At 70.9% G+C, this 19,230-nt stretch carries 24 protein-coding genes; 17 read left to right on the top strand and 7 right to left on the bottom strand.

Annotation, left to right across the window (positions count from 1 at the left end):
* Positions 1–7: 7 nt before the first annotated feature.
* From hemL to QSK30_RS08960, 3 genes are read left to right on the top strand one after another with little or no spacing between them, the layout of a single operon-like run.
* The gene (gene hemL, locus QSK30_RS08970) at positions 8–1,327 is read left to right on the top strand and encodes a glutamate-1-semialdehyde 2,1-aminomutase (protein WP_285501274.1); all 1,320 of its coding nucleotides are present in this window, start codon (positions 8–10) and stop codon (positions 1,325–1,327) included.
* The gene (locus tag QSK30_RS08965) at positions 1,324–1,953 is read left to right on the top strand and encodes a histidine phosphatase family protein (RefSeq protein ID WP_285501272.1); all 630 of its coding nucleotides are present in this window, start codon (positions 1,324–1,326) and stop codon (positions 1,951–1,953) included. Before hemL ends, QSK30_RS08965 begins: the two co-directional genes overlap by 4 nt.
* Positions 1,954–2,532 carry a TlpA family protein disulfide reductase gene (locus QSK30_RS08960; RefSeq protein ID WP_285501270.1) on the top strand — a complete coding sequence of 193 codons (579 nt, stop codon included), beginning with the start codon at positions 1,954–1,956 and terminating at the stop codon, positions 2,530–2,532.
* Between the two features lie 201 nt (positions 2,533–2,733).
* On the opposite strand, the gene QSK30_RS08955 is transcribed toward QSK30_RS08960, so the two are convergent.
* On the bottom strand, positions 2,734–3,255 hold the full coding sequence (locus QSK30_RS08955; RefSeq protein ID WP_285501269.1) for an RNA polymerase sigma factor: 522 nt from the start codon (positions 3,253–3,255) through the stop codon (positions 2,734–2,736).
* Between the two features lie 515 nt (positions 3,256–3,770).
* Between QSK30_RS08955 and QSK30_RS08950 the strand changes: the two genes are divergently transcribed.
* The 6 genes from QSK30_RS08950 to QSK30_RS08925 all read left to right on the top strand — a co-directional run bounded on the left by QSK30_RS08950 (position 3,771) and on the right by QSK30_RS08925 (position 10,437).
* The gene (locus QSK30_RS08950; protein WP_285501267.1) at positions 3,771–4,493 is read left to right on the top strand and encodes a GAF domain-containing protein; all 723 of its coding nucleotides are present in this window, start codon (positions 3,771–3,773) and stop codon (positions 4,491–4,493) included.
* The gene (locus QSK30_RS08945; protein ID WP_285501265.1) at positions 4,490–5,206 is read left to right on the top strand and encodes a GAF and ANTAR domain-containing protein; all 717 of its coding nucleotides are present in this window, start codon (positions 4,490–4,492) and stop codon (positions 5,204–5,206) included. Before QSK30_RS08950 ends, QSK30_RS08945 begins: the two co-directional genes overlap by 4 nt.
* A 101-nt stretch (positions 5,207–5,307) precedes the next feature.
* On the top strand, positions 5,308–6,078 hold the full coding sequence (locus QSK30_RS08940) for a cytochrome c biogenesis CcdA family protein (protein ID WP_285501263.1): 771 nt from the start codon (positions 5,308–5,310) through the stop codon (positions 6,076–6,078).
* 47 nt (positions 6,079–6,125) lie between these two features.
* On the top strand, positions 6,126–7,619 hold the full coding sequence (resB, locus tag QSK30_RS08935; RefSeq protein WP_285501600.1) for a cytochrome c biogenesis protein ResB: 1,494 nt from the start codon (positions 6,126–6,128) through the stop codon (positions 7,617–7,619).
* Positions 7,619–8,578 carry a c-type cytochrome biogenesis protein CcsB gene (ccsB, locus tag QSK30_RS08930; protein ID WP_285501261.1) on the top strand — a complete coding sequence of 320 codons (960 nt, stop codon included), beginning with the start codon at positions 7,619–7,621 and terminating at the stop codon, positions 8,576–8,578. Before resB ends, ccsB begins: the two co-directional genes overlap by 1 nt.
* Positions 8,579–9,114: 536 nt before the next feature.
* On the top strand, positions 9,115–10,437 hold the full coding sequence (locus QSK30_RS08925) for an AAA family ATPase (RefSeq protein ID WP_502871813.1): 1,323 nt from the start codon (positions 9,115–9,117) through the stop codon (positions 10,435–10,437).
* A gap of 60 nt (positions 10,438–10,497) precedes the next feature.
* Here the strand turns inward: QSK30_RS08925 and QSK30_RS08920 are convergent, their stop codons facing one another.
* Together QSK30_RS08920 and QSK30_RS08915 are read right to left on the bottom strand one after the other, a co-directional pair.
* The gene (locus QSK30_RS08920) at positions 10,498–10,689 is read right to left on the bottom strand and encodes a hypothetical protein (protein ID WP_285501257.1); all 192 of its coding nucleotides are present in this window, start codon (positions 10,687–10,689) and stop codon (positions 10,498–10,500) included.
* An 80-nt stretch (positions 10,690–10,769) separates the two neighbouring features.
* Positions 10,770–10,979, bottom strand: a complete 210-nt coding sequence (locus QSK30_RS08915; protein WP_285501598.1) for a BldC family transcriptional regulator — start codon at positions 10,977–10,979, stop codon at positions 10,770–10,772.
* 156 nt (positions 10,980–11,135) lie between these two features.
* Between QSK30_RS08915 and QSK30_RS08910 the strand changes: the two genes are divergently transcribed.
* Genes QSK30_RS08910 through QSK30_RS08900 form a run of 3 tightly spaced genes read left to right on the top strand, consistent with a single transcriptional unit; the run spans position 11,136 to position 12,232 of the window.
* Entirely contained in the window at positions 11,136–11,597 is a 462-nt protein-coding gene (locus tag QSK30_RS08910; protein WP_285501254.1) for an Lrp/AsnC family transcriptional regulator, read from the top strand.
* 9 nt (positions 11,598–11,606) lie between these two features.
* Complete coding sequence (locus QSK30_RS08905) at positions 11,607–11,879, top strand: DUF4229 domain-containing protein (RefSeq protein WP_285501252.1); 273 nt, start codon at positions 11,607–11,609, stop codon at positions 11,877–11,879.
* Positions 11,876–12,232: a DUF1304 domain-containing protein gene (locus tag QSK30_RS08900; RefSeq protein ID WP_285501250.1), complete on the top strand. Its 357-nt coding sequence runs from the start codon at positions 11,876–11,878 to the stop codon at positions 12,230–12,232. Before QSK30_RS08905 ends, QSK30_RS08900 begins: the two co-directional genes overlap by 4 nt.
* Here the strand turns inward: QSK30_RS08900 and QSK30_RS08895 are convergent.
* Together QSK30_RS08895 and QSK30_RS08890 are read right to left on the bottom strand one after the other, a co-directional pair.
* Positions 12,222–12,629, bottom strand: coding sequence for a hypothetical protein (locus tag QSK30_RS08895; protein WP_285501248.1), 408 nt, complete (start codon positions 12,627–12,629; stop codon positions 12,222–12,224). The genes QSK30_RS08900 and QSK30_RS08895 overlap by 11 nt on opposite strands.
* The gene (locus QSK30_RS08890; protein WP_285501246.1) at positions 12,626–12,823 is read right to left on the bottom strand and encodes a hypothetical protein; all 198 of its coding nucleotides are present in this window, start codon (positions 12,821–12,823) and stop codon (positions 12,626–12,628) included. The genes QSK30_RS08895 and QSK30_RS08890 overlap by 4 nt, the downstream gene beginning before the upstream one ends.
* Positions 12,824–12,965: 142 nt before the next feature.
* Between QSK30_RS08890 and QSK30_RS08885 the strand changes: the two genes are divergently transcribed.
* The 5 genes from QSK30_RS08885 to cds1 all read left to right on the top strand — a co-directional run bounded on the left by QSK30_RS08885 (position 12,966) and on the right by cds1 (position 17,265).
* Positions 12,966–14,282 (top strand): NsdA family TPR-like regulatory protein, encoded by a 1,317-nt coding sequence (locus QSK30_RS08885; RefSeq protein ID WP_285501244.1) that lies wholly within the window; start codon positions 12,966–12,968, stop codon positions 14,280–14,282.
* Entirely contained in the window at positions 14,279–15,298 is a 1,020-nt protein-coding gene (locus tag QSK30_RS08880) for an NsdA family TPR-like regulatory protein (RefSeq protein WP_285501243.1), read from the top strand. Before QSK30_RS08885 ends, QSK30_RS08880 begins: the two co-directional genes overlap by 4 nt.
* Positions 15,295–15,627, top strand: a complete 333-nt coding sequence (locus QSK30_RS08875) for a hypothetical protein (RefSeq protein ID WP_285501241.1) — start codon at positions 15,295–15,297, stop codon at positions 15,625–15,627. The genes QSK30_RS08880 and QSK30_RS08875 overlap by 4 nt, the downstream gene beginning before the upstream one ends.
* Before the next feature lie 165 nt (positions 15,628–15,792).
* Entirely contained in the window at positions 15,793–15,921 is a 129-nt protein-coding gene (locus tag QSK30_RS08870) for a hypothetical protein (RefSeq protein WP_285501239.1), read from the top strand.
* Positions 15,922–16,173: 252 nt separating this feature from the next.
* Positions 16,174–17,265: an L-cysteine desulfhydrase Cds1 gene (cds1, locus tag QSK30_RS08865; RefSeq protein WP_285501237.1), complete on the top strand. Its 1,092-nt coding sequence runs from the start codon at positions 16,174–16,176 to the stop codon at positions 17,263–17,265.
* Between the two features lie 35 nt (positions 17,266–17,300).
* Here cds1 and QSK30_RS08860 read toward each other — a convergent pair whose 3' ends face one another.
* Positions 17,301–18,173, bottom strand: coding sequence for a 1,4-dihydroxy-2-naphthoate polyprenyltransferase (locus QSK30_RS08860; RefSeq protein WP_285501235.1), 873 nt, complete (start codon positions 18,171–18,173; stop codon positions 17,301–17,303).
* A 46-nt stretch (positions 18,174–18,219) separates the two neighbouring features.
* Entirely contained in the window at positions 18,220–18,945 is a 726-nt protein-coding gene (locus QSK30_RS08855) for an N-acetyltransferase (RefSeq protein WP_285501233.1), read from the bottom strand.
* Between the last annotated feature and the right edge of the window lie 285 nt (positions 18,946–19,230).

Below are 19,230 nucleotides of genomic sequence, written 5' to 3'. Positions count from 1 at the left end.
TGGGGTGGTGACAGCTGAGGTTCAGGCACACGTGCGTGGTTCGGCCGCCCTGTTCGACCGCGCGAAGGCGGTCACGCCCGGCGGGGTCAACTCCCCGGTGCGGGCCTTCTCCGCCGTCGGCGGGACGCCGCGGTTCATGGTCAGCGGGCTGGGCGCCTACCTGTGGGACGCCGACGACAACCGCTACGTCGACCTGGTGTCGTCGTGGGGGCCGATGATCCTGGGCCACGCGCACCCGGCCGTGGTCGAGGCGGTCCGGGCGGCGGCGGTCAACGGGCTCTCGTTCGGCACGCCGACCGCCGGTGAGATCGACCTGGCCGAGGAGATCATCCGCCGGGTCGCCCCGGTCCAGCAGGTGCGGCTGGTCAACTCCGGCACCGAGGCCACGATGAGCGCGATCCGGTTGGCCCGCGGGTTCACCGGCCGCAGCCGGATCGTGAAGTTCGCGGGTTGCTACCACGGCCACGTCGACGCGCTGCTGGCCGAGGCGGGCTCCGGGGTGGCCACGCTGGGCCTGCCGACCACGCCGGGGGTCACCGGCGCGCAGGCCGAGGACACCCTGGTGCTGCCCTACAACGACCTCGACGCGGTGCGCGCCACCTTCGCCGAGCACGGCCCGACCATCGCCGCGGTGATCACCGAGGCGGCGGCGGGCAACATGGGCGCGGTGGCCCCGGTCGAGGGGTTCAACGCGGGCCTGCGGGAGATCACCCGCGCGCACGGCGCGCTGCTGGTCATGGACGAGGTGATGACCGGCTTCCGGGTCTCGGCGGCCGGTTGGTACGGCCTCGAGGGGGTCGAGGGCGACCTGTACACCTTCGGCAAGGTCATGTCCGGCGGTCTGCCCGCGGCCGCGTTCGGCGGCCGCGCGGACGTGATGGCCCACCTCGCGCCGTCCGGCCCGGTCTACCAGGCGGGCACGCTCTCCGGTAACCCGGTGGCCGTCGCGGCGGGCCTGGCCACGCTGCGCGCCGCCGACGAGGACGTCTACCGCGCACTCGACGTCAACGCCGAGCGGCTCGGCGCGCTGATCACCGGCGCGCTCACCGAAGCCGGTGTGCCGCACCGGGTCCAGTTCGCGGGCAACCTGGTCAGCGTGTTCTTCACCGAGGACCCGGTCATCGATTACGCCGGGGCCAAGGCCGCGCAGACCTGGCGCTTCCCGCCGTTCTTCCACGCGCTGCTCGACCACGGCATCTACCCGCCGCCCAGTGCCTTCGAGGCGTGGTTCGTCAGCGCCGCCCTGGACGACTCGGCGTTCGAGCAGATCGCCGCCGCCCTGCCGCACGCCGCCCGCGCGGCCGCCGCCGCGGAGGAGAAGGCGTGACCCGCACGACGGTCCACCTGCTGCGCCACGGCGAGGTGCACAATCCCGACGGCATCCTCTACGGCCGCCTGCCCAACTTCCGCCTGTCGGACACCGGCAAGCGCCAGGCCCTGACGGTGGCGGAGTACCTGAGCGAGCGCGACATCACCCACGTGGTGGCCTCCCCGCTGCAACGGGCCCAGGAGACGGCCACGCCGATCGCCGCCTCGCACCGCCTGGAACTGGCCACCGATGACCGGCTGATCGAGTCGGCCAACGTCTTCGAGGGCCAGCGGGTCTCGGTCGGCGACGGCGCGCTGCGCTCCCCGCGCAACTGGCCGCACCTGCGCGACCCGTTCACCCCGTCGTGGGGCGAGGCGTACCTGAAGATCGCCCACCGGATGCTCGGCGCCGTGCACCGCGCCCGCGCCGCGGCCGCGGGCCACGAGGCGGTGTGCGTCTCGCACCAGCTCCCGGTGTGGACGGTGCGGCGCTACCTGGAGGGCAAGCGCCTGTGGCACAACCCCTCCCAGCGCGAGTGCTCGCTGGCGTCGCTGACCACGCTGGTGTTCGACGACGAGCAGCTCGTCGGGATCGGCTACAGCGAGCCCGCCGGGTCCAGCGACCCGAAGAACACGGGGGCGTAGGTGCGCCGCGCGGTGCTCGGCCTGCTCACCCTGGGGCTGCTCGTCTCGGGCTGCTCGGCGGAGAAGGACGCGGTGGCCAGTGGCACCGAGTTCGTCTTCGTCTCCCCGGGCGGCCAGACGACCATCACCTACGACGGTCCCGACCGCAAGGCGCTGCCGGAGATCTCGGGCAGCGACCTGATGGACGAGGGCAAGCGCATCGCGCTGAGCGACTACCGCGGCAAGGTCGTGGTGCTCAACGTCTGGGGCCAGTGGTGCGGGCCGTGCCGTACCGAGGCACCGGAGCTGCAGAAGGTCCAGGACGCCTACGGCGACCGGGGGGTGCAGGTGCTCGGCATCGACTTCCGGGACAACCAGCGCGACGTACCGCAGGACTTCATGCGCGACCGGAAGCTGACCTACCCGTCCATCTACGACCCGCCGGGCAAGACGCTGCTGGCGCTCAAGGGGTACCCGCGCTCGGTCGTGCCCGCCACCTTCGTGGTCGACCGCCAGGGCCGGGTGGCGGCGGCGTACATGCGCGACCTGCTGGCCCCGGACCTCACGGCCATCCTGGACAAGCTGACCGCCGAGCGGTGACCGCGCCCGGGCCCGGCCGGAATCGGGTCCCGTACCTCCGTTGTTGATTTCGGGGGGTTTCGGCTGTCACCGGAATTTTTACCGTTCTGGGGGCTCGGCAATGTCGGAAATGGTCGCGGGTGAGCGGTCTGCGCTTCCGCCCACCCGCGGCCAAAAATGGTGGGATGATTCCCGGGAACCGCCCCACTGCCTTTCCCAGGGTCAACCGGGCGAGTGCCCGGCCCGGGCGTATGCGCGGTCCCGGGTTCGCCTGCGTATCCCGCGGACCGCCCGGTCGATGTCGGTGACGGTCCGCCCGGACAGCGTGGCGATGTCCGTGCGGCGGTAGCCCAGGCTCATCATGTGCAGCATCCAGATGTCCGGCTCGCTCAGCGCGCCGATGTGGTTCAGCACCCAGCCCGCGTGCACCTGCTCGAGCACGGTGTCGGCGTGGTCGCCCGCGTCGCCCGGGTGCAGCACGGTCTTGCGGCGCAGCTTGTCCTGGAGGGCCTCGAAAGTGGCCACCATCCGGCACCGCCGCCACAGCACGGTGTCCAGCAGCGCGTCGAACCCGTCCGGGTAGAGCCGCGGCATGCCCATCACCGCGACGAAGACGTCGTGCACGATGTCGTCGGCCTGGTCGGAGAGGCCGTAGCGGGCGACCGTGCCGCGCAGCCGCGTCCGGCGCTGCAGGCATCTGGTCCAGGCCTGGGTGCTGGTCAGCAACCCCGCGTTCTCGCTCATTTCCGCACCTGTGGACTCCGCCGGGGCGGTGCGGGGACGCCGGGGGCGAAAGGAGACTGTCGGGCGCTCGCGTCGCCGTCGCCGGTGTCCCCGCACCGATCGGGGTATTCCCTGCAGATACCCCGGACACCGACCTCGTGTCGGTGATCATCATCGCCCGGCGGGCGGCGGTGGCACAAAGGTTGTTCTCGCCAGGTGTTGGTTGCCTGGTCTTTTCGGATGAATTGCCGCGGGCGCCGAATTCTCGGTGCGCGATACGCGGCAAAGGCGTGTGGCGCAAGAGGCCATGCGCACACAGCCGGTGTGATGTGGGCCATTTGTCGCTCCCGGAGCCGTACGGACTAGGCACCGGGGTCTCGAGCGCGCTTCCACTATTCCCACAGGTGGGTCCCTGGTTCCACTGAAGACACTCGAACGATGGAACGGGTGAACACCCCTGCACCGCTGGTAGGGCTACCATGACCGACACCGGCGCCCAAAGGCCGCGTCGACCAGTGCCAGGGAAGCGGCTAGGCGTGACATACGACGGCAGGGCACGCCACCGCGCGGAGCTCATGGCCTGGATCGCCGCCGCCGCGGCGGAGACCGGGGCGGAGCTGTCCCCGGACCTGCTGTGCGAGTTCGCCCGGCGCAGGCTGGCCGTCGACGGGGTGCTGCTGGTGGTCACCATCGACGCCGGCGCGGTGGCCACGCACGCGACCGGGCCGCCGGGACTGCTGCTCGCCGAGTTGGAGCTGACCTCCGGGGAGGGCCCGTTGACCACGGCCATCCAGACCAGCCTGCCGGTGCTGGTGCCCGACCTGGCCGCGCAGTCGGCGGTCAGCCGGTGGCCGCTGCTGGCCCACCCGCCCGACGTGCTCGGGATCGCGGCGGTGTTCGCGTTCCCGATGGCGCTCGGCGCGGTCCACCTGGGCGCGTTCGGCGCCTACTGCTCGGCTCCCCGGCCGCTGTCCGAACGGGCGCTGACCGAGGCCGCGGTCTTCGCCCGGATCGCCATGGAGCTGGTCACCGCGGACACCGCGCCGCTGACCAGCCCGCAGATCCACCAGGCCACCGGCATGATCGCCGTGCAGCTGGGCACCGACGTGTCCGCGGCCTTCGCCCGGCTGCGCGCGCGGGCCTTCGTCGAGGGCCGCGGCCTCGCCGAGCTGGCGAGCGAGGTGGTGGCGCGCCGGGTCCGGTTCACCCCGGACGACGACAATCGAGCACGACCTGGGCAAGGAGGCGCGTCCCTGTGAGGGAGCAACGTTTGGTGGAGACCTTCGTCGAGTTGGCCGACACCCTGGTCGACGACTTCGACGTGATCGAGTTCCTGCACGTCCTGGTCGACCGCAGCGTCGAGCTGCTCGGCATCGACGGGGCGGGCATCCTGCTCGCCACCGCCGACGGCGACCTGCACATGGTGGCCAGCTCGAACGAGGCGGTCCGCGACCTGGAGCTGTTCCAGCTGCGCGACGGGGACGGCCCGTGCCTGACCGCCTACCGGACCGGCGAGCCGGTGTTCCGACCCGACCTGTCCGACGGCCCCCCGTCGGAGGCGCGGTTCGCCCGGGCCGCCGCGACCGCCGGGTACCGCGCGGTGCACGCGCTGCCGATGCGGCTGCGGTCGGAGACCATCGGCGCGCTCAACCTGTTCCGGGCGCGGCCGGGCAAACTCGACGAGCTGTCCGCGCGCACCGCCAAGGCGCTGGTGGGGGTGGCCACCATCGGCCTGCTGCAGGCCCGCTCGATCCGCAGCCACGAGGTCGTCACCGAGCAGCTGCAGCACGCGCTGACCAGCCGGGTGGTGATCGAGCAGGCCAAGGGGGTGCTCGCCGAGCGGATGGGGGTGGACATGACCAGCGCGTTCAACATGCTGCGCGGGTCCGCCCGCAGCCAGAACCGCAGGCTCAGCGACCTGGCCCAGACCATCGTCGCCGACCCGACCTGGACCCCGGGCACGGGTCGCTGAGTCCGCTGTGCGGGGTGCCGGGCCGAGCCGGGGTGTGACCTGCGACCCGGCAAGCCACCACCCACCACGGGCTCTCAGCCGCCGGTCCTTACCCTGTTCGGGTGGATCCGACGGAGCTGGCGACATCCGGTCCGCTGCTGCTGGCGGCGGGGGTGTCGCTGCTGGCGGGGATGATCTCCTTCGCGTCGCCGTGCGTCGTCCCGCTGGTCCCCGGTTACCTGGCTTACCTGGCCGCCCTGGTCGGCGCCGAGGCGCCCGCGGTCGACGCCGCGGAGGACCGCAAACGGGGCCGCCACCGGGTGCTGGGCGCCGTCGCGCTGTTCGTCCTCGGGTTCACCGCGGTGTTCGCCGCCGCCGTCGGCAGCCTGGTGTGGCTGGCCGACAGCCTGCTGCTCAACGAGGACCTGTTCCAGCGCATCGGCGGTGTGGTCACCATCGCCATGGCCCTGGTGTTCATCGGCCTGGTTCCCGGTCTGCAGAAGGACATCCGCATCCACAAGACCCCGCGCATCGGCCTCGCCGGGGCACCGGTTCTCGGTGCGATCTTCGCCCTGGGCTGGACGCCGTGCCTGGGCCCGACGCTGTCCGGGGTGCTGCTGCTGGCCTCGTCCACCGGCGGCAACGCCGCCCGCGGCTACCTGCTGGTGGTCGTCTACTGCCTGGGCCTCGGGGTGCCGTTCCTGCTGATCGCGCTGGGCGCCCGCTGGGCGGTGCGGGCCACCACCTGGCTGCGCACGCACGGGCGCGGCATCCAGCTCTTCGGCGGCGCGCTGCTGCTGGTCGTCGGGATCCTGCTGGTCACCGGCCTGTGGGGCGACCTGGTGTCCTGGCTGCGCAACTCGGTGGCCAACGACCTGAAGATGCCGCTGTGAACCGGGCGCTCGCCTTCGCCCGCAACACCTGGCGCGGGCTGACGTCCATGCGCACCGCGCTGATCCTGCTGTTCCTGCTCGCGCTCGCGGCGATGCCCGGCGCGCTGCTGCCGCAGCGGTCGCTGAACCTGCCCAGGGTCAACGACTACATCGCCGCGCACGGCTGGTGGGGCAGGCTGCTCGACCGGTTCGAGTTCTTCGACGTCTACGCCAGTGTCTGGTTCTCCGCGATCTACCTGCTGCTGTTCATCTCGCTGGTCGGCTGCCTGCTGCCGCGCACCTTCGACTACGCCAAGGCCGCGCGGGCCAAGCCCGTGCTCACCCCGCGCAACTTGAGTCGCCTGCCGCACCACGGGACAGCCACCACCGACGACACCCCCGAGCAGGTGTTGGCCGCGGCCAAGACCCGGCTCAAGGGGTGGCGGCTGGTCGAGCGCGCGGAGGACGACGGCGGTCGCAGCGTCAGCGCCGAGCGCGGTTACCTGCGCGAGGCGGGCAACCTGGTGTTCCACTTCGCGATGCTCGGCCTGATCGTGGCGCTGGCGATCGGCAAGATGCTCAACTACGAGGGCCAGGTCATCGTGCTGGCCGACGGCTCGCAGTTCTGCAACTCCGGCACCGCGGGCTACGACTCGTTCCGCCCCGGGCTGCGCGTCGACGGCACCGACCTGGACCCGTTCTGCGTGCGGGTCAACAGCTTCGAGGCCAAGTACCTGCCCAACGGCCAGGCCGACCAGTTCACCGCCAAGATCGACTACCAGGCGGGCGCCGACCTGGACGCCGACACCTGGCGGCCCTACGAGCTGCGCGTCAACGACCCGCTGCGGGTCGTCGGCGACCGCGTATACCTGCTCGGCCAGGGCTACGCGCCGACGTTCACGGTGACCTTCCCGGACGGGCAGTCGCGCACCCAGACCATCCAGTGGCGCACGGTGGACCCGCTGACCCTGCTGTCCGAGGGCGCCACCAAGTTCGACCCGCCGGGGGTGACCGACCCCGCGGAGCGGCGCAAGCGCCAGATCGCGGTCACCGGGCTGTTCGCGCCCACCGCGCAGATCACCGACCGGCTGCTCACCTCGGTCTACCCGGACCTGCGCGACCCGGCCGTCGCGGTCGACGTCATGCGCGGCGACCTGGGCACCGAGTCCGGCCGCAGCCAGTCGATCTTCGAGATCGACCGGTCGCTGGTGGACGACGGCAGGCTCACCCGGGTCGCCAGGGAGAACCTCAAGCCCGGCGGCGTGATCACCCTCGACGACGGCACCAGGGTCAGCTTCGACGGCGTGCGGCGCTGGGTCTCGCTGCAGGTCTCGCACGACCCCACCCAGCTGTGGGTGCTGGTCTGCGCGCTCACGATGATCTTGGGGCTGGGCGTGTCGCTGACCGTCAAGCGGCGCAGGCTGTGGGTCCGCGCGACCCCGGACGGTGAGGGCCGTACGGTGGTGCGCGTCGGCGGCCTCGCTCGCACCGACCAGGCGGGTTACGGCGAGGAGTTCAACCGGATCGCAGCGCAGCTGCTCAGTCCCAGGAGGGTTCCCTGATGCCGGTCAACGACACGCTGGCCAACTACAGCGACTGGCTCTACCGCGCCGCCGCCCTGGTCTACCTGTTCGCGATGATCTTCTACACCGTCGAGCAGGCGTTCACCCGCAAGGCGAAGAGGTCCGAGCAGGCCCGCGAGCTCGTCGGCGCCGGTGCGCCGGTCGAATCCGCCGGGCCCGCGATCGGGCGGATCGAGGAGCAGCCGGGCCGCGACCGGCCGGAGCGGTTCGGCCGGATGGCCGTGGCGCTGACCGTGCTGGGCGCGCTGCTGCACCTGTCCTCGATCGTGCTGCGCGGGGTGGCCACCGGCCGCGCGCCCTGGGGCAACATGTACGAGTACGGCGCGGCGGCCATGTTCGTCGCGGTCGTCACCTGGCTGGTGCTGATGCGCAAGTTCGAGGTGCGCAGGCTCGGCGCGTTCGTGCTCACCCCGGTCGTCATCCTGATGTTCCTCGGCGGCACCGCGCTCTACACCGCCGCCGCCCCGGTGCAGCCCGCGCTCCAGTCGTACTGGCTGGTCGTCCACGTCTCGGCGGCCATCCTGTCCAGCGGCCTGTTCCTGGTCCCCGGCGTGGTCAGCCTGCTGTACCTGGTCAAGGTCCGGCACGACCGCGACCCGGCCAAGTTCGCCCGGCTCGGCCCGCGGCTGCCCGAGGCCGACGCCCTCGACCGGCTCGCCTACCGCACCACGATCTTCGCCTTCCCGATCTACACCTTCGGCATCATCTGCGGCGCCATCTGGGCCGAGGCCGCCTGGGGCCGGTTCTGGGGCTGGGACCCGAAGGAGACCGTGGCCTTCGTCGCCTGGGTCGTCTACGCCGGGTACCTGCACTCCCGGGCCACCGCGGGCTGGCGCGGCAGCCGGGCCGCGGTGATCAACTCGGTGGCCTTCGGGATGGTCGTGTTCAACCTCTTCTTCATCAACCTCGTGATCGCCGGGCTGCACTCCTACGCCTAGGCCGCGCACCAGCCGCGACCTGCGCTTGCTTGTGCACACCGCATCAACCCCCTTTCGGTGGGTGACGCGGTGAGCGACTAACGTCGCAACCGGCACGGATTGGGCAATCCCGCTCGAGGTTCGCAGGAGGGGTCGCAGGGGTGACTGGACGCCACGAAGAGTCCGAGGTGGCCTGGCGGCCGCCGAACGTCAGCGACACCACCCGCACCGAGCACGGGGCGGACGCCCAGGACTTCGGGCCCGCCCCGGAGCTCGCGGAGTCCCACCTGGCTGATTCCCATCTGGCTGATTCCCACTTGGCCGATTCCCACTTGGCCGAAGAGGCCACCACCGACACCACCGCCCACCCGGGCGCCGAGCAGTCGGTTCCCGCCGTGCAGACCGATCTCTACTCGCCGCTGCCGGTCCAGGAGGTCTCGGCGCCGGTCGACCCGGACCTGACCGGGGTGCTGCCCGCCTCGGTCGGCCTCGGCCAGCCCGCGCCCGGCCAGTCCGGTCCGCACCAGGTGAACCCGGCGCAGTCCGGCCCGCACTCCATCAACCTGGGCGCTGTCAACCCGGCCGCTGTCAACCCGGCGCAGTCGGGCCCGCACCCGGTGAACCCGACCCAGGCGGGTCCGCACCAGTCCGGGGCGGGCGCGCGCCAGGGCACTCCGCTCCAGCAGGGCAATCCCGGTGGCTCCGGTCCGCACCCGGTCAACCCCGCGCAGTCCGGCCCGCACCAGGTCGGCTCGGTCCCGCAGCAGGGTGGGCCGTACCGGGGCCCGCAGCAGGCCCAGCCGCTGAACCCGCACCAGCCCAATCCCGGGATCTACGGCGCGAACCCGTCGCAGACCGGGCCGCAGCAGGTGCACCCGTACGGCCCGGGTCCCGCACAGGGCCAGTACCAGCAGCGCCAGCCCTACCAGCCGCCGCAGCAGCGCGCGGGTGGCGACGAGCTGTCCTCGGCGCGGTTGCTCAAGCAGGCCAAGCGCACCCCGCAGTCGGGCTGGCGCAAGGCGGTCTACGTGGCCAGCGGCCACCTGATCAACGTCGGCGAGAGCCCGGCGGAGATCCGCAGGCGCGAGCTGATCGCCCGGGTGAACCAGCCGCTACGCGGCTGCTACAAGATCGCGATGCTGAGCCTCAAGGGCGGTGTGGGCAAGACCACGACCACCACCACGCTCGGCTCCACCTTCTCCTCGCTGCGCGGCGACCGGGTGATCGCGGTCGACGCGAACCCCGACCGCGGCACGCTGAGCCAGAAGATCCCGCTGGAGACCACCGCGACGGTGCGGCACCTGCTGCGCGACGCCACCAGGATCCGCCGCTACAGCGACATCCGCGCCTACACCTCGCAGGGCCCGAGCAGGCTCGAGGTGCTCGCCAGCGAGCAGGACCCGGCGGTGTCGGAGGCGTTCAGCGAGGACGACTACCGGCGCACCGTGTCGCTGCTGGAGCACTTCTACAACATCGTGCTCACCGACTGCGGCACCGGTCTGATGCACTCGGCGATGAAGGGCGTGCTCGACGTCGCCGACTCGCTGGTGATCGTCTCCTCCGGCTCGGTCGACGGCGCCCGCAGCGCCTCGGCGACGCTGGACTGGCTCGACGCGCACGGCTACCGCAACCTGGTGGCCCGGTCGGTCGCGGTGATCAACTCGGTGCGGCCCAAGTCCGGCTCGGTCGACCTGGACAAGCTGGCCCAGCACTTCGGGGCGCGCTGCCGGGCGGTGTGCCGGATCCCGTTCGACCCGCACCTGGAGGAGGGCGCGGAGATCGAGCTCGAGCGGCTGGCACCGGAGACCCGGTTGGCCCTGCTGGAGATGGCCGCCACGGTGGCCGACGACTTCCCCAACGAGCTCAACCGGGCTCACTGAACCCTGGCGCCCACCCGCGAGGCGGGCGCGCGCCGTGCGCGCCCAGACTCGCGGTGGTGCCTAGGCGGACGGCGGTTTCTCGTCGTCCCCGCGCTTGCGGTGCTCGTCGAGCCCGCGCAGGAACTCCGGGTCGTCGTCGGGCGCGATCGAGGTCGAGCGGCGTGGGGCGACCCCCGCCGTCTGCACCCCGAACGCCCGCCACAGCAGCACGGCGACGGTGATCGCACCGACCGCGGCGAGCAGGTACAACATCGTGTGGCCACCTCCGAACCGGCTGAGGCTTTCGAGGTTAGCCCGTTTGTCGGTTTTGTGGGCGTACGGTTCGCGGTCGCTCAGACGTGCTCGGCGGTAGCCTCGGTGGTGAGCTCGGCCAGCAGGGTCTTCACCTCGGACTCGCGGAAGCGCCGGTGCCCACCCGGGGTTCGGATCGAGCCGATCCGGCCCGCGGTGGCCCAGCGGGTCACGGTCTTGGGGTCGACGCGGAACAGGGCCGCCACCTCGCCCGGGGTCAGCAGCCGCTCTCCGACGTGCGCGACGGTCATCGCCGCCTCCTTGGCTCGGTCGATCAACGGGTAAACCAGGAGCATCGTGGCACTTCGACCATCGGGTACTCGAACGGTTGGGTGCTAGTAAAGAGGTAGTAAGGGACAAATCGGCCTGTTCGGACATCGGACGCGCACGCCGTACGCTTGCGCCCCGTGGACACAGTCGATCGCCGCATCATCGCGGCGCTGCGCACCAACGGGCGCGTCACCTACGCCGACCTGGGCCGACAGGTCGGGCTCTCGGCCTCCGCCGTGCACGAGCGGGTCGGCAAGCTGGAGTCGTCCGGGGTGATCACCGGCTACCACGCCCAGGTCGACCCGACCGCGGTCGGCCTCGGCGTGACGGCGCTGGTCGGCATCCACCCCACCGACACCGCCGACGACGAGGAGGTCGCCGACGCGCTGGCGGGCCTGCACGAGGTCGAGTCGTGCTACCGGGTGGCGGGCGACGAGGCGTTCATCGTCAAGATCAGGGTCGCCACGGTGGACGAGCTGGAGCGCTCCCTGGGCAGGCTGCGGCGCATCAAGGGCGTCGCCAGGACCCGCTCGACGGTGGTGCTGTCCACTCGGTTCGAGGGCAGGCCCAACACCGTCGACGACCCCGACGAGGGGTAATCTCGCGGCGTGGACACCGCCGACGCGACCCTGGGGCGCGACCTCGCGCTCTACACGGCGCTGCGCGTCCTGCTGGTGGGCGCGGTCGCGGGTGTGCTGGTGCTCTTCGACCTCCCGCTCCTGGTGGCGCTGGCCATCGGGCTGGTGGTCGGTTTCCCGTTGGGCCTGCTGCTGTTCCGCGGTTTGAACACCCGCGTCACGGCGGGCTTGGCGGCCCGCCACGCCGGTCGCAACGCGGAACGGGACCGGCTGCGCGCCGAGCTCAGGGGCGACCAGGAGTGACCGTGCTCGGGCAGGTCCTGGTGGGCGTCGTGGCCCTGATCCACTTGTACATCCTGGTCCTGGAGATGTTCCTGTGGAACACACCCCGGGGTCGGGCGGCGTTGGGGACGACGCCCGAGTTCGCCGAGGAGTCGGCGGTGCTGGCGGCCAACCAGGGCCTGTACAACGGTTTCCTCGCCGCGGGCCTGGTGTACGGCTTGGTGGCGGACTCGTTGCCGTTCAAGGTCTTCTTCCTGGCCTGCGTCGCGGTGGCGGGTGTCTACGGGGCGGCCACGGTGTCCCGGCGCATCTTGTTCGTGCAGACGGTGCCCGCGGTGTTGGCGCTGGCCGCTGTGCTCGTGGCTAACGCATAGCCTGGCTCAGCTCCTCCAACACCTCGACCAACCCGAGCAACGCGGCGCCCCGGTAGACGATCGCGAGGTCCTCGATCCCGAGTGTCGCTTGTGGACCCTCCGCGAACGCCAGCCGCACGGTGTCGACCACGTGCGCCCTTCCCGCCGCGCAGGCTCGGGCCAACGCGTCCACCGCGCTCCTGTTCAGCTCCACCGAATGCGTGCTCACCGCGCCGGGGTGCACCCGGACGGACCGCCGGTCCACGGCCAGGTCGAAGATCGTCGTGATCGGGTGCCCGCGAGCGTCGCGGCCCTTCAGGCACCACCGGCAGGCGAAGTGCGCCCGCACGCCTGCGTGCCGGGCCAAGACCAGCCTGTTCAGCCCGTCGGTGCGGATCCGCGCGGTGCAGTCGTTCATCGCCGGTCCGCGTTGTCGACAATGAACCAGCAGGCCAGTAGGGAGACCCGGCAGGCCTCGGCGAACTCCGCCACCAGCTCCGGGCTGAGCGTGTGGTCGGCGATCGCCCGCTCAGCCCGGCGAGCGAGGACGGCGGTGTCGGAGAGGTCGCCGTGCACGTTGTGCAGGCCTGGCGGAAGTGGGCGCTGGGGCATGTCTGCAGCCTGTCCAGGGGTGGCCTGACCAGCCACTACCGGGCGGCGGGGTGGTCGAAGGAGGAACCGGGGATGATTTCATTCTAATCTGACGGTAGTCGGATGACTACCAAGGGTGCGAGACTGTCAACGGAGGACTGCCGTGGCCGAACCCAACCGCCTGCTGCGCACCGCGCGCGAGTCCGTGCCCTCGCCGTACGGATCGGGTGAACCGCTGACCCGCCAGGAACTCGCCGAACTGGTCAACGCCTGGCTCCACGACCACACCGGCCGGTTGGTGGAGCTGGACGCGAACTACATCGGGAAGCTGGAACAGGGAATCATCCGCCGCCCGCAGGACCGCGACCGCCGGGCGGCGTTCCGGTCGGTTCTGGGAGTGCCCACCGACGTGGAACTGGGATTCCGCCGATCACCCCGAAGTGGCTCTACGCTGGGGGACATGGACCGGCAACAGTTCATCCGCACCACCCTCGGCGTGGCGGCGGGGACGGTGCTCGGACAGTCCGCTCTGGTCAACCTGATCGCTCCCACCCAGCCGCTCCCGGTACCCGCGACTGTCGGCCTGGCCGAGGTGGCCGAAGTCCGCGCCACCGCCGCCGCTTTCGCTGGCTGGGACGCGCTTTACGGCGGTGGCGTGATTCGCCAGGCGGTGCATGTGCAGCTTCAGCACTATGTGTCGTTGTTGGGTGCCCGTGCGGTTCCAGAGGTTCGATCGGAGCTGTTCTCGGCGGTGGGGTATTTCAGTCATGTCGCGGGTTTCATGGCCTTCGACGCCTATGCCCATGATGACGCTCGGCGGATGTTCCAACTGGCGTTGTCCTGCGCCGAAGAAGCCGGCGATTGGCATTGGCGAGCCAAGATCCTCTCCTCCCTGGCCCGCCAGGCCATCTGGTGCGGTGATCCCGACACCGGCCTGACTTACACCGAACTGGCGATGGTCCGTGCCGATCGGCTCACCGCCACCGAGCGGGCGATGCTGCACGTGGGTCGGGCTCGGGCGTTGGCGAAGCTCGGCCGCGTCGAGGAGACCGCCGCCGCGGTGGGGGTGGCTGACGAGGAGTTCGCCAACCGCAGGCCTGCCGAGGATCCGCCGTGGATGGCCTACTACGACCACGCCCAGCACCACGGCGACACCGGGCACGCGCTCTGGGACACGGCTCTGCGTGGCAGCTTCGTCGGTGCGGCCCGCCACCGGCTCGCCATCGCGACCGAGGGCCACGCCGACCGCCATGCCCGCTCGCGCGCCATGAGCCAGATCAAGCTCGCCTCGTTGGTCATGGCCACGGGTGATCCTGCTGAGGCTGCTGTTCTCGGTGGGCAGGCTCTTGACTGGTCGGGACCGATCCGCTCTCGCCGAGCCGCTGATGACCTCGGTCAGCTGCGCGGGCTCGCTCAGGCGCACGGGCATCGGGATGATGTTGCCGAGCTGAGTCACCGCATCGGCACAGTGATCGGGTGAGCAGCGAGGGCTTGAGTAGAAAGCGGTTCATCCGCGCCGCCTGCGGCGCGGCCGCAGGAGTTGCGGTCAGCCAACTGGCCGCTGCGAACTCGATCGCATCACCGCCCTCGACGATGGGAGTCGACGAGGTAGCTGCCATCCGCACCACCGCCGCCGCTTTTGCCAGCTGGGACGCGCTTTACGGCGGTGGTGTGATTCGCCAGGCGGTGCATGTGCAGCTTCAGCATTATGTGTCGTTGTTGGGTGCCCGTGCGGTTCCAGAGGTCCGATCCGAGCTGTTCTCGGCGGTGGGGTATTTCAGTCATGTCGCGGGTTTCATGGCCTTCGACGCCTATGCCCACGACGATGCCCGGCGGATGTTCCAACTGGCGCTGTCCTGCGCCGAAGAAGCCGATGACTGGCACTTGCGGGCGAAGGTGTTGTACTGCCTGGCTTTGCAGGCCACTTGGTGCGGCGATCCTGATGCCGGGTTGACCTTCACGGAGTTCTCGCTCGTCCGCGCGGATCGGGTGACGGCCACTGAGCGGGCGATGCTGCACACCGCCCGCTCCCGGGCGCTGGCGAAGTTGGGGCGGGTGCAGGAGGCGGCCGCCGCTGTGGGTGTCGCTGACGAGGAGTTCGCACGCCGGGTGCTGCGGGACGAGCGGCCGTGGACTGCCTATTACAACTCCGCTCACCACGACGGGCAGATCGGGTTGGCGCTGTGGGACTTGGCGGTTGCCGGGCGTTTCACTTCCCAGGCCCGCGATCGCCTCGTTGGCGCGCTTGATGCGATGCCCGCAGGGCATGCGCGCGCGAAGTCGATCGGGATGACCAAGCTCGCCTCGCTGGTGATGGCCACCGGTGATCCCGCCGAAGCCGCTGTCCTTGGTAGGCAGGCCCTTGATTGGTCGGGCCCGATCCGCTCTCGCCGAGCCGCTGATGACCTTGGTGATCTGCGCGGGTTCGCTCAGGCGCACGGCGATCGGAAGGACGTCGCCGAGCTGAGCCACCGCATCGGCACAGTGATCGGGTGAGCCACGAGGGCTTGGGTAGACAGCGGTTCATCCGCGCCGTTCTCGGCGCGGGTGCGGGACTTGCGGTCAGCCAACTGGCCGCTGCGAACTCGATCGCATCACCGCCCTCGACTATGGGACTCGATGAGGCAGCTGCTATCCGCACGACCGCCGCTGCCCTCGCGAGTCAGGACGCCTTGTATGGCGGGGGCGTGATTCGTCAGGCGGTGCGCGCGCAGCTTCAGCATTGTGTGTCGTTGTTGGGCGCGCGCGTGGTCCCGGAGGTCCGGTCCGACCTGTTCTCGGCGGATGTTCCAACTGGCGTTGTCCTGCGCCGAAGAAGCCGATGACTGGCACTTGCGGCGAAGGTGTTGTGCTGCTTGCTGCAAGCCATCACGAAGGGCAGATCGGGCTGGCGCTGTGGGACTTGGTGGTTGCCGGGTAGTTCGTTTCCGAATTCCGCGACCGTCTCGTTGTTGCGATGCCTGCAGGGCATGCGCGCGAGGTCCATCGGGATGACCAAGCTCGCCTCGCTGCGGATGCCACCGGTGATCCGGCCTGAGCCCCCGTCCTCGGTGGGCATCACGATGGCCGTGTGGCTGAGCGAATCTGTGCAGGTACCCGAGGTGACCTCGTCGAGCTGACCTACGCATCGCCGCTGTGGTCGTGTGAGGCTCGGGGCTTGACCGGTTCACCCCGGTCCTGGCGTGACTGTCGGGTTGGACTGCCCCGGTGGGGCGGGCATGCGCTGACCCACGCTGTCGATGACCTGCGGAGACTCGGTCAGGCCCACGGGGTGCGCGGTGGTGTCGCCGGGCCTGTCGTCCTGGACCGAACGAGTTGACTGTGGTGTTGGCCCTGTTCGGATCACGGTTACTCCGGGCTAATGTTGGTACATGACTGCGGTTGACCGGTGTAGCGACAAGACCAGGGCCTGGGTCTGCGAGGCCGTCCGGATCATCGAGGCCGACGCCAACCGCAGTGCGGATACGCACCTGTTGCCGTTCCCGCTGCCGGTGGACTGGAACGTGCAGCTCTACCTCAAGGACGAGTCGACCCACCCGACCGGCTCGTTGAAGCACCGGTTGGCGCGGTCGCTGTTCCTCTACGCGCTGTGCAACGGGTGGATCACCGAGGGGACACCGGTCATCGAGGCCTCCTCGGGGTCGACGGCGGTGTCGGAGGCGTACTTCGCGCGCATGCTGGGGCTGCCGTTCATCGCGGTCATGCCGCGCACCACCAGCCCGGAGAAGGTGCAGCTGATCGAGCACCAGGGCGGCCGCTGCCACTTCGTCGACGAGCCCGGGATGATCTACACCGAGTCCTACCGGCTGGCCGGTGAGCTGGGCGGTCACTTCATGGACCAGTTCACCCACGCCGAGCGGGCCACGGACTGGCGCGGCAACAACAACATCGCCGAGTCGATCTTCGGTCAGATGAGCCTGGAACCGAACCCCGAACCGCTCTGGGTGGTCGTCGGCGCGGGCACCGGCGGCACCAGCGCCACCATCGGCCGCTACGTCCGCTACCGCGCGTTCAGCAGCAGGCTGGCCGTGGTGGACCCGGAGAACTCGGTCTTCTTCGACGCCTGGCGCGACACCGAACCCGGGCTCACCGGCTGCCGCGGGTCGCGCATCGAGGGCATCGGCCGACCGCGGGTGGAGCCGTCGTTCCTGGGGCAGGTGATCGACCGGATGATCAAGGTCCCGGACGCCGCCTCGATCGCCACCATCCGCCGGGTCGCCCCGCTGCTCGGGCGTCGGGTGGGGGGATCGACCGGGACGAACCTGTGGGGCGCCTTCCAGATCGTCGCCGAACTCAAGGCGGCCGGTGTCGCGGGCAGCATCGTCACCCTGTTGTGCGACGGCGGCGAGCGCTACTCCCACACCTACTACGACGACGCGTGGCTGACCGCGCAGGGAATCGACCTGGCTCCACACGATCAGGTGTTGACCACGTTCCTTGAACGGGGTGAGTGGACGGCCTGACGCCGACGACAGGCGACCGCGCGTTCAGGCAGGCGTCAGCCCAGGCCGAGCGCGACGCCGGTGACGACGGCCCAAGCGAGCATCGCCAGGCCGGTCTCCTTGAGCACCGGGATCAGCCCCAGCCCGGTCTGCCCGCCCCCCACGCGCCGCACGGCCGGGACGACCAAGGCGGCCGAAGCCAGGCCCACCAGGGCCCAGGGCGTCACGAAGGCGGCGGCCGCGCTGACCACGAACGGCACCGCGACCAGGACCTCGTACAGCACGCGGGTGCGCTGTTCGCCTAGTCGGACCGCGATGGTGCGCTTGCCCGAGACGCGGTCGGTGGGGATGTCACGCAGGTTGTTGGCGACCAGCACGGCGGCGGAGAACGAACCCATCGCGACCGCTCCCGCCAAGCCGAGCCAGGTGGTCCGGCCCGCCTGCACGTACTGGGTGCCCAGGACGGCGACCAGGCCGAAGAACAGGAACACCGCCGCCTCGCCCCAGCCGGAGTAGCCGTAGGGCTTCGAGCCGCCGGTGTAGAACCACGCGCCAGCCACGCAGCCCACGCCGATGGCGATCATCCACCAGTGCCCAGACACCGCGACGAGCACGAGACCCGCGACCGCGCCCACCCCGAAGCAGGCGAACGCCGCCGCCTTCACCGAGTCGGGCGACGCGACACCGGATCCCACCAACCGGAGCGGACCGACCCGGTCGGCGTCGGTGCCCCGGATGCCGTCGGAGTAGTCGTTGGCGTAGTTCACCCCGACCTGGAAGGCCAACGCGACCAATAGCGCCAGCAGGGTGCGCGACCAGGAGAACGCGCCGATCTCGCCCGCCGCTCCCGCGCCTACCAGGACCGGCGCCACCGAGTTCGGCAGCGTGCGCACCCGGGCGCCCTGGACCCACTCCGCGACTGTCGCCATTGGCTCATCTTTCCCCGATCCAGCGCACCAGGCAGTGAGGGGCTTGTCACGTCCGGTGGCGGACCCACACGTTGGGCTCGATGTAGACGGCGTGGTCGTGGGTGAGGTCGCAGTGCACCGGCACCAGGGCGCCGGGCACGTGCACCGGCCCGGCCTGGTCGAACGGCAGCCCAGTCCACGCCCGCCACTCGGGCAACGTCCCGGCGATCGTCATCGACCGGACCGCGACGGCCTCGATCGTGCCGCCCGCCCGAACGTGCACCCGCAGCCACGGATCCACCGGCAACCCGTCCGCCCGCGTCCACGCCGCGTACTGACCCATCGGCACATCCGGGTGATCCGGCTTCCCATTGGGCCGAACCGGAGCGACGAGCGTGTCGAACCCGAGCCTGCGCACGTTCGCCCGCATGGCCTCCAGCATCACCGCGGCCAACCCGCTACCGCGGTGGTCGGTCTGGATGCTGATCTCCAACGCGGACACCAGGTTCGGCTCGTCACCCTGCCCCCGGTTGAGGGTCGCCCGCTGGATCACCCGGTCCCACCCACCCGGCGGCAGGACGTCCTCGTCCCAGTGGAACGGGACGGTGTAGGCCTTCGCCACCGCCCGGTCGGGATGGTCCCGGTCGTAGGCGATCAACACGTGCTCGGCGTAGTGCTTCCCGGCGAGGTTGTAGTACAGGGCGGCGATCGGGTCGTGCAGCATGAACTCCGGCCACCCACCGGGGAACACGTCCAGCCACGGGTCAAGGTCAGGCCGCTCCGCGAGCGTCACCACGGCAAGGTCCACAGTCGCCGGACGCTACCGGTTGGCGGGCGGGAGTGCGCGAGCATTTCCCTGCGGCCCTGCGGCCCTGCGGCCCTGCGGCCCTGCGGCCCTGCGGCCCTGCGGCCCTGCGGCCCTGCGGCCCTGCGGCCCTGCGGGCTTGGGGCCCTGCGGCCCTGCGGGCTTGGGGCCCTGCGGCCCTGCGGGCTTGGGGCCCTGCGGCCCTGCGGGCTTGGGGCCCTGCGGCCCTGCGGGCTTGGGGCCCTGCGGCCCTGCGGGCTTGGGGCCCTGCGG

The sequence above is a fragment of the Actinokineospora sp. NBRC 105648 genome, assembly GCF_030269645.1.
Lineage (GTDB): Bacteria > Actinomycetota > Actinomycetes > Mycobacteriales > Pseudonocardiaceae > Actinokineospora.
This window is presented reverse-complemented; position numbering and strand designations above follow the sequence as displayed.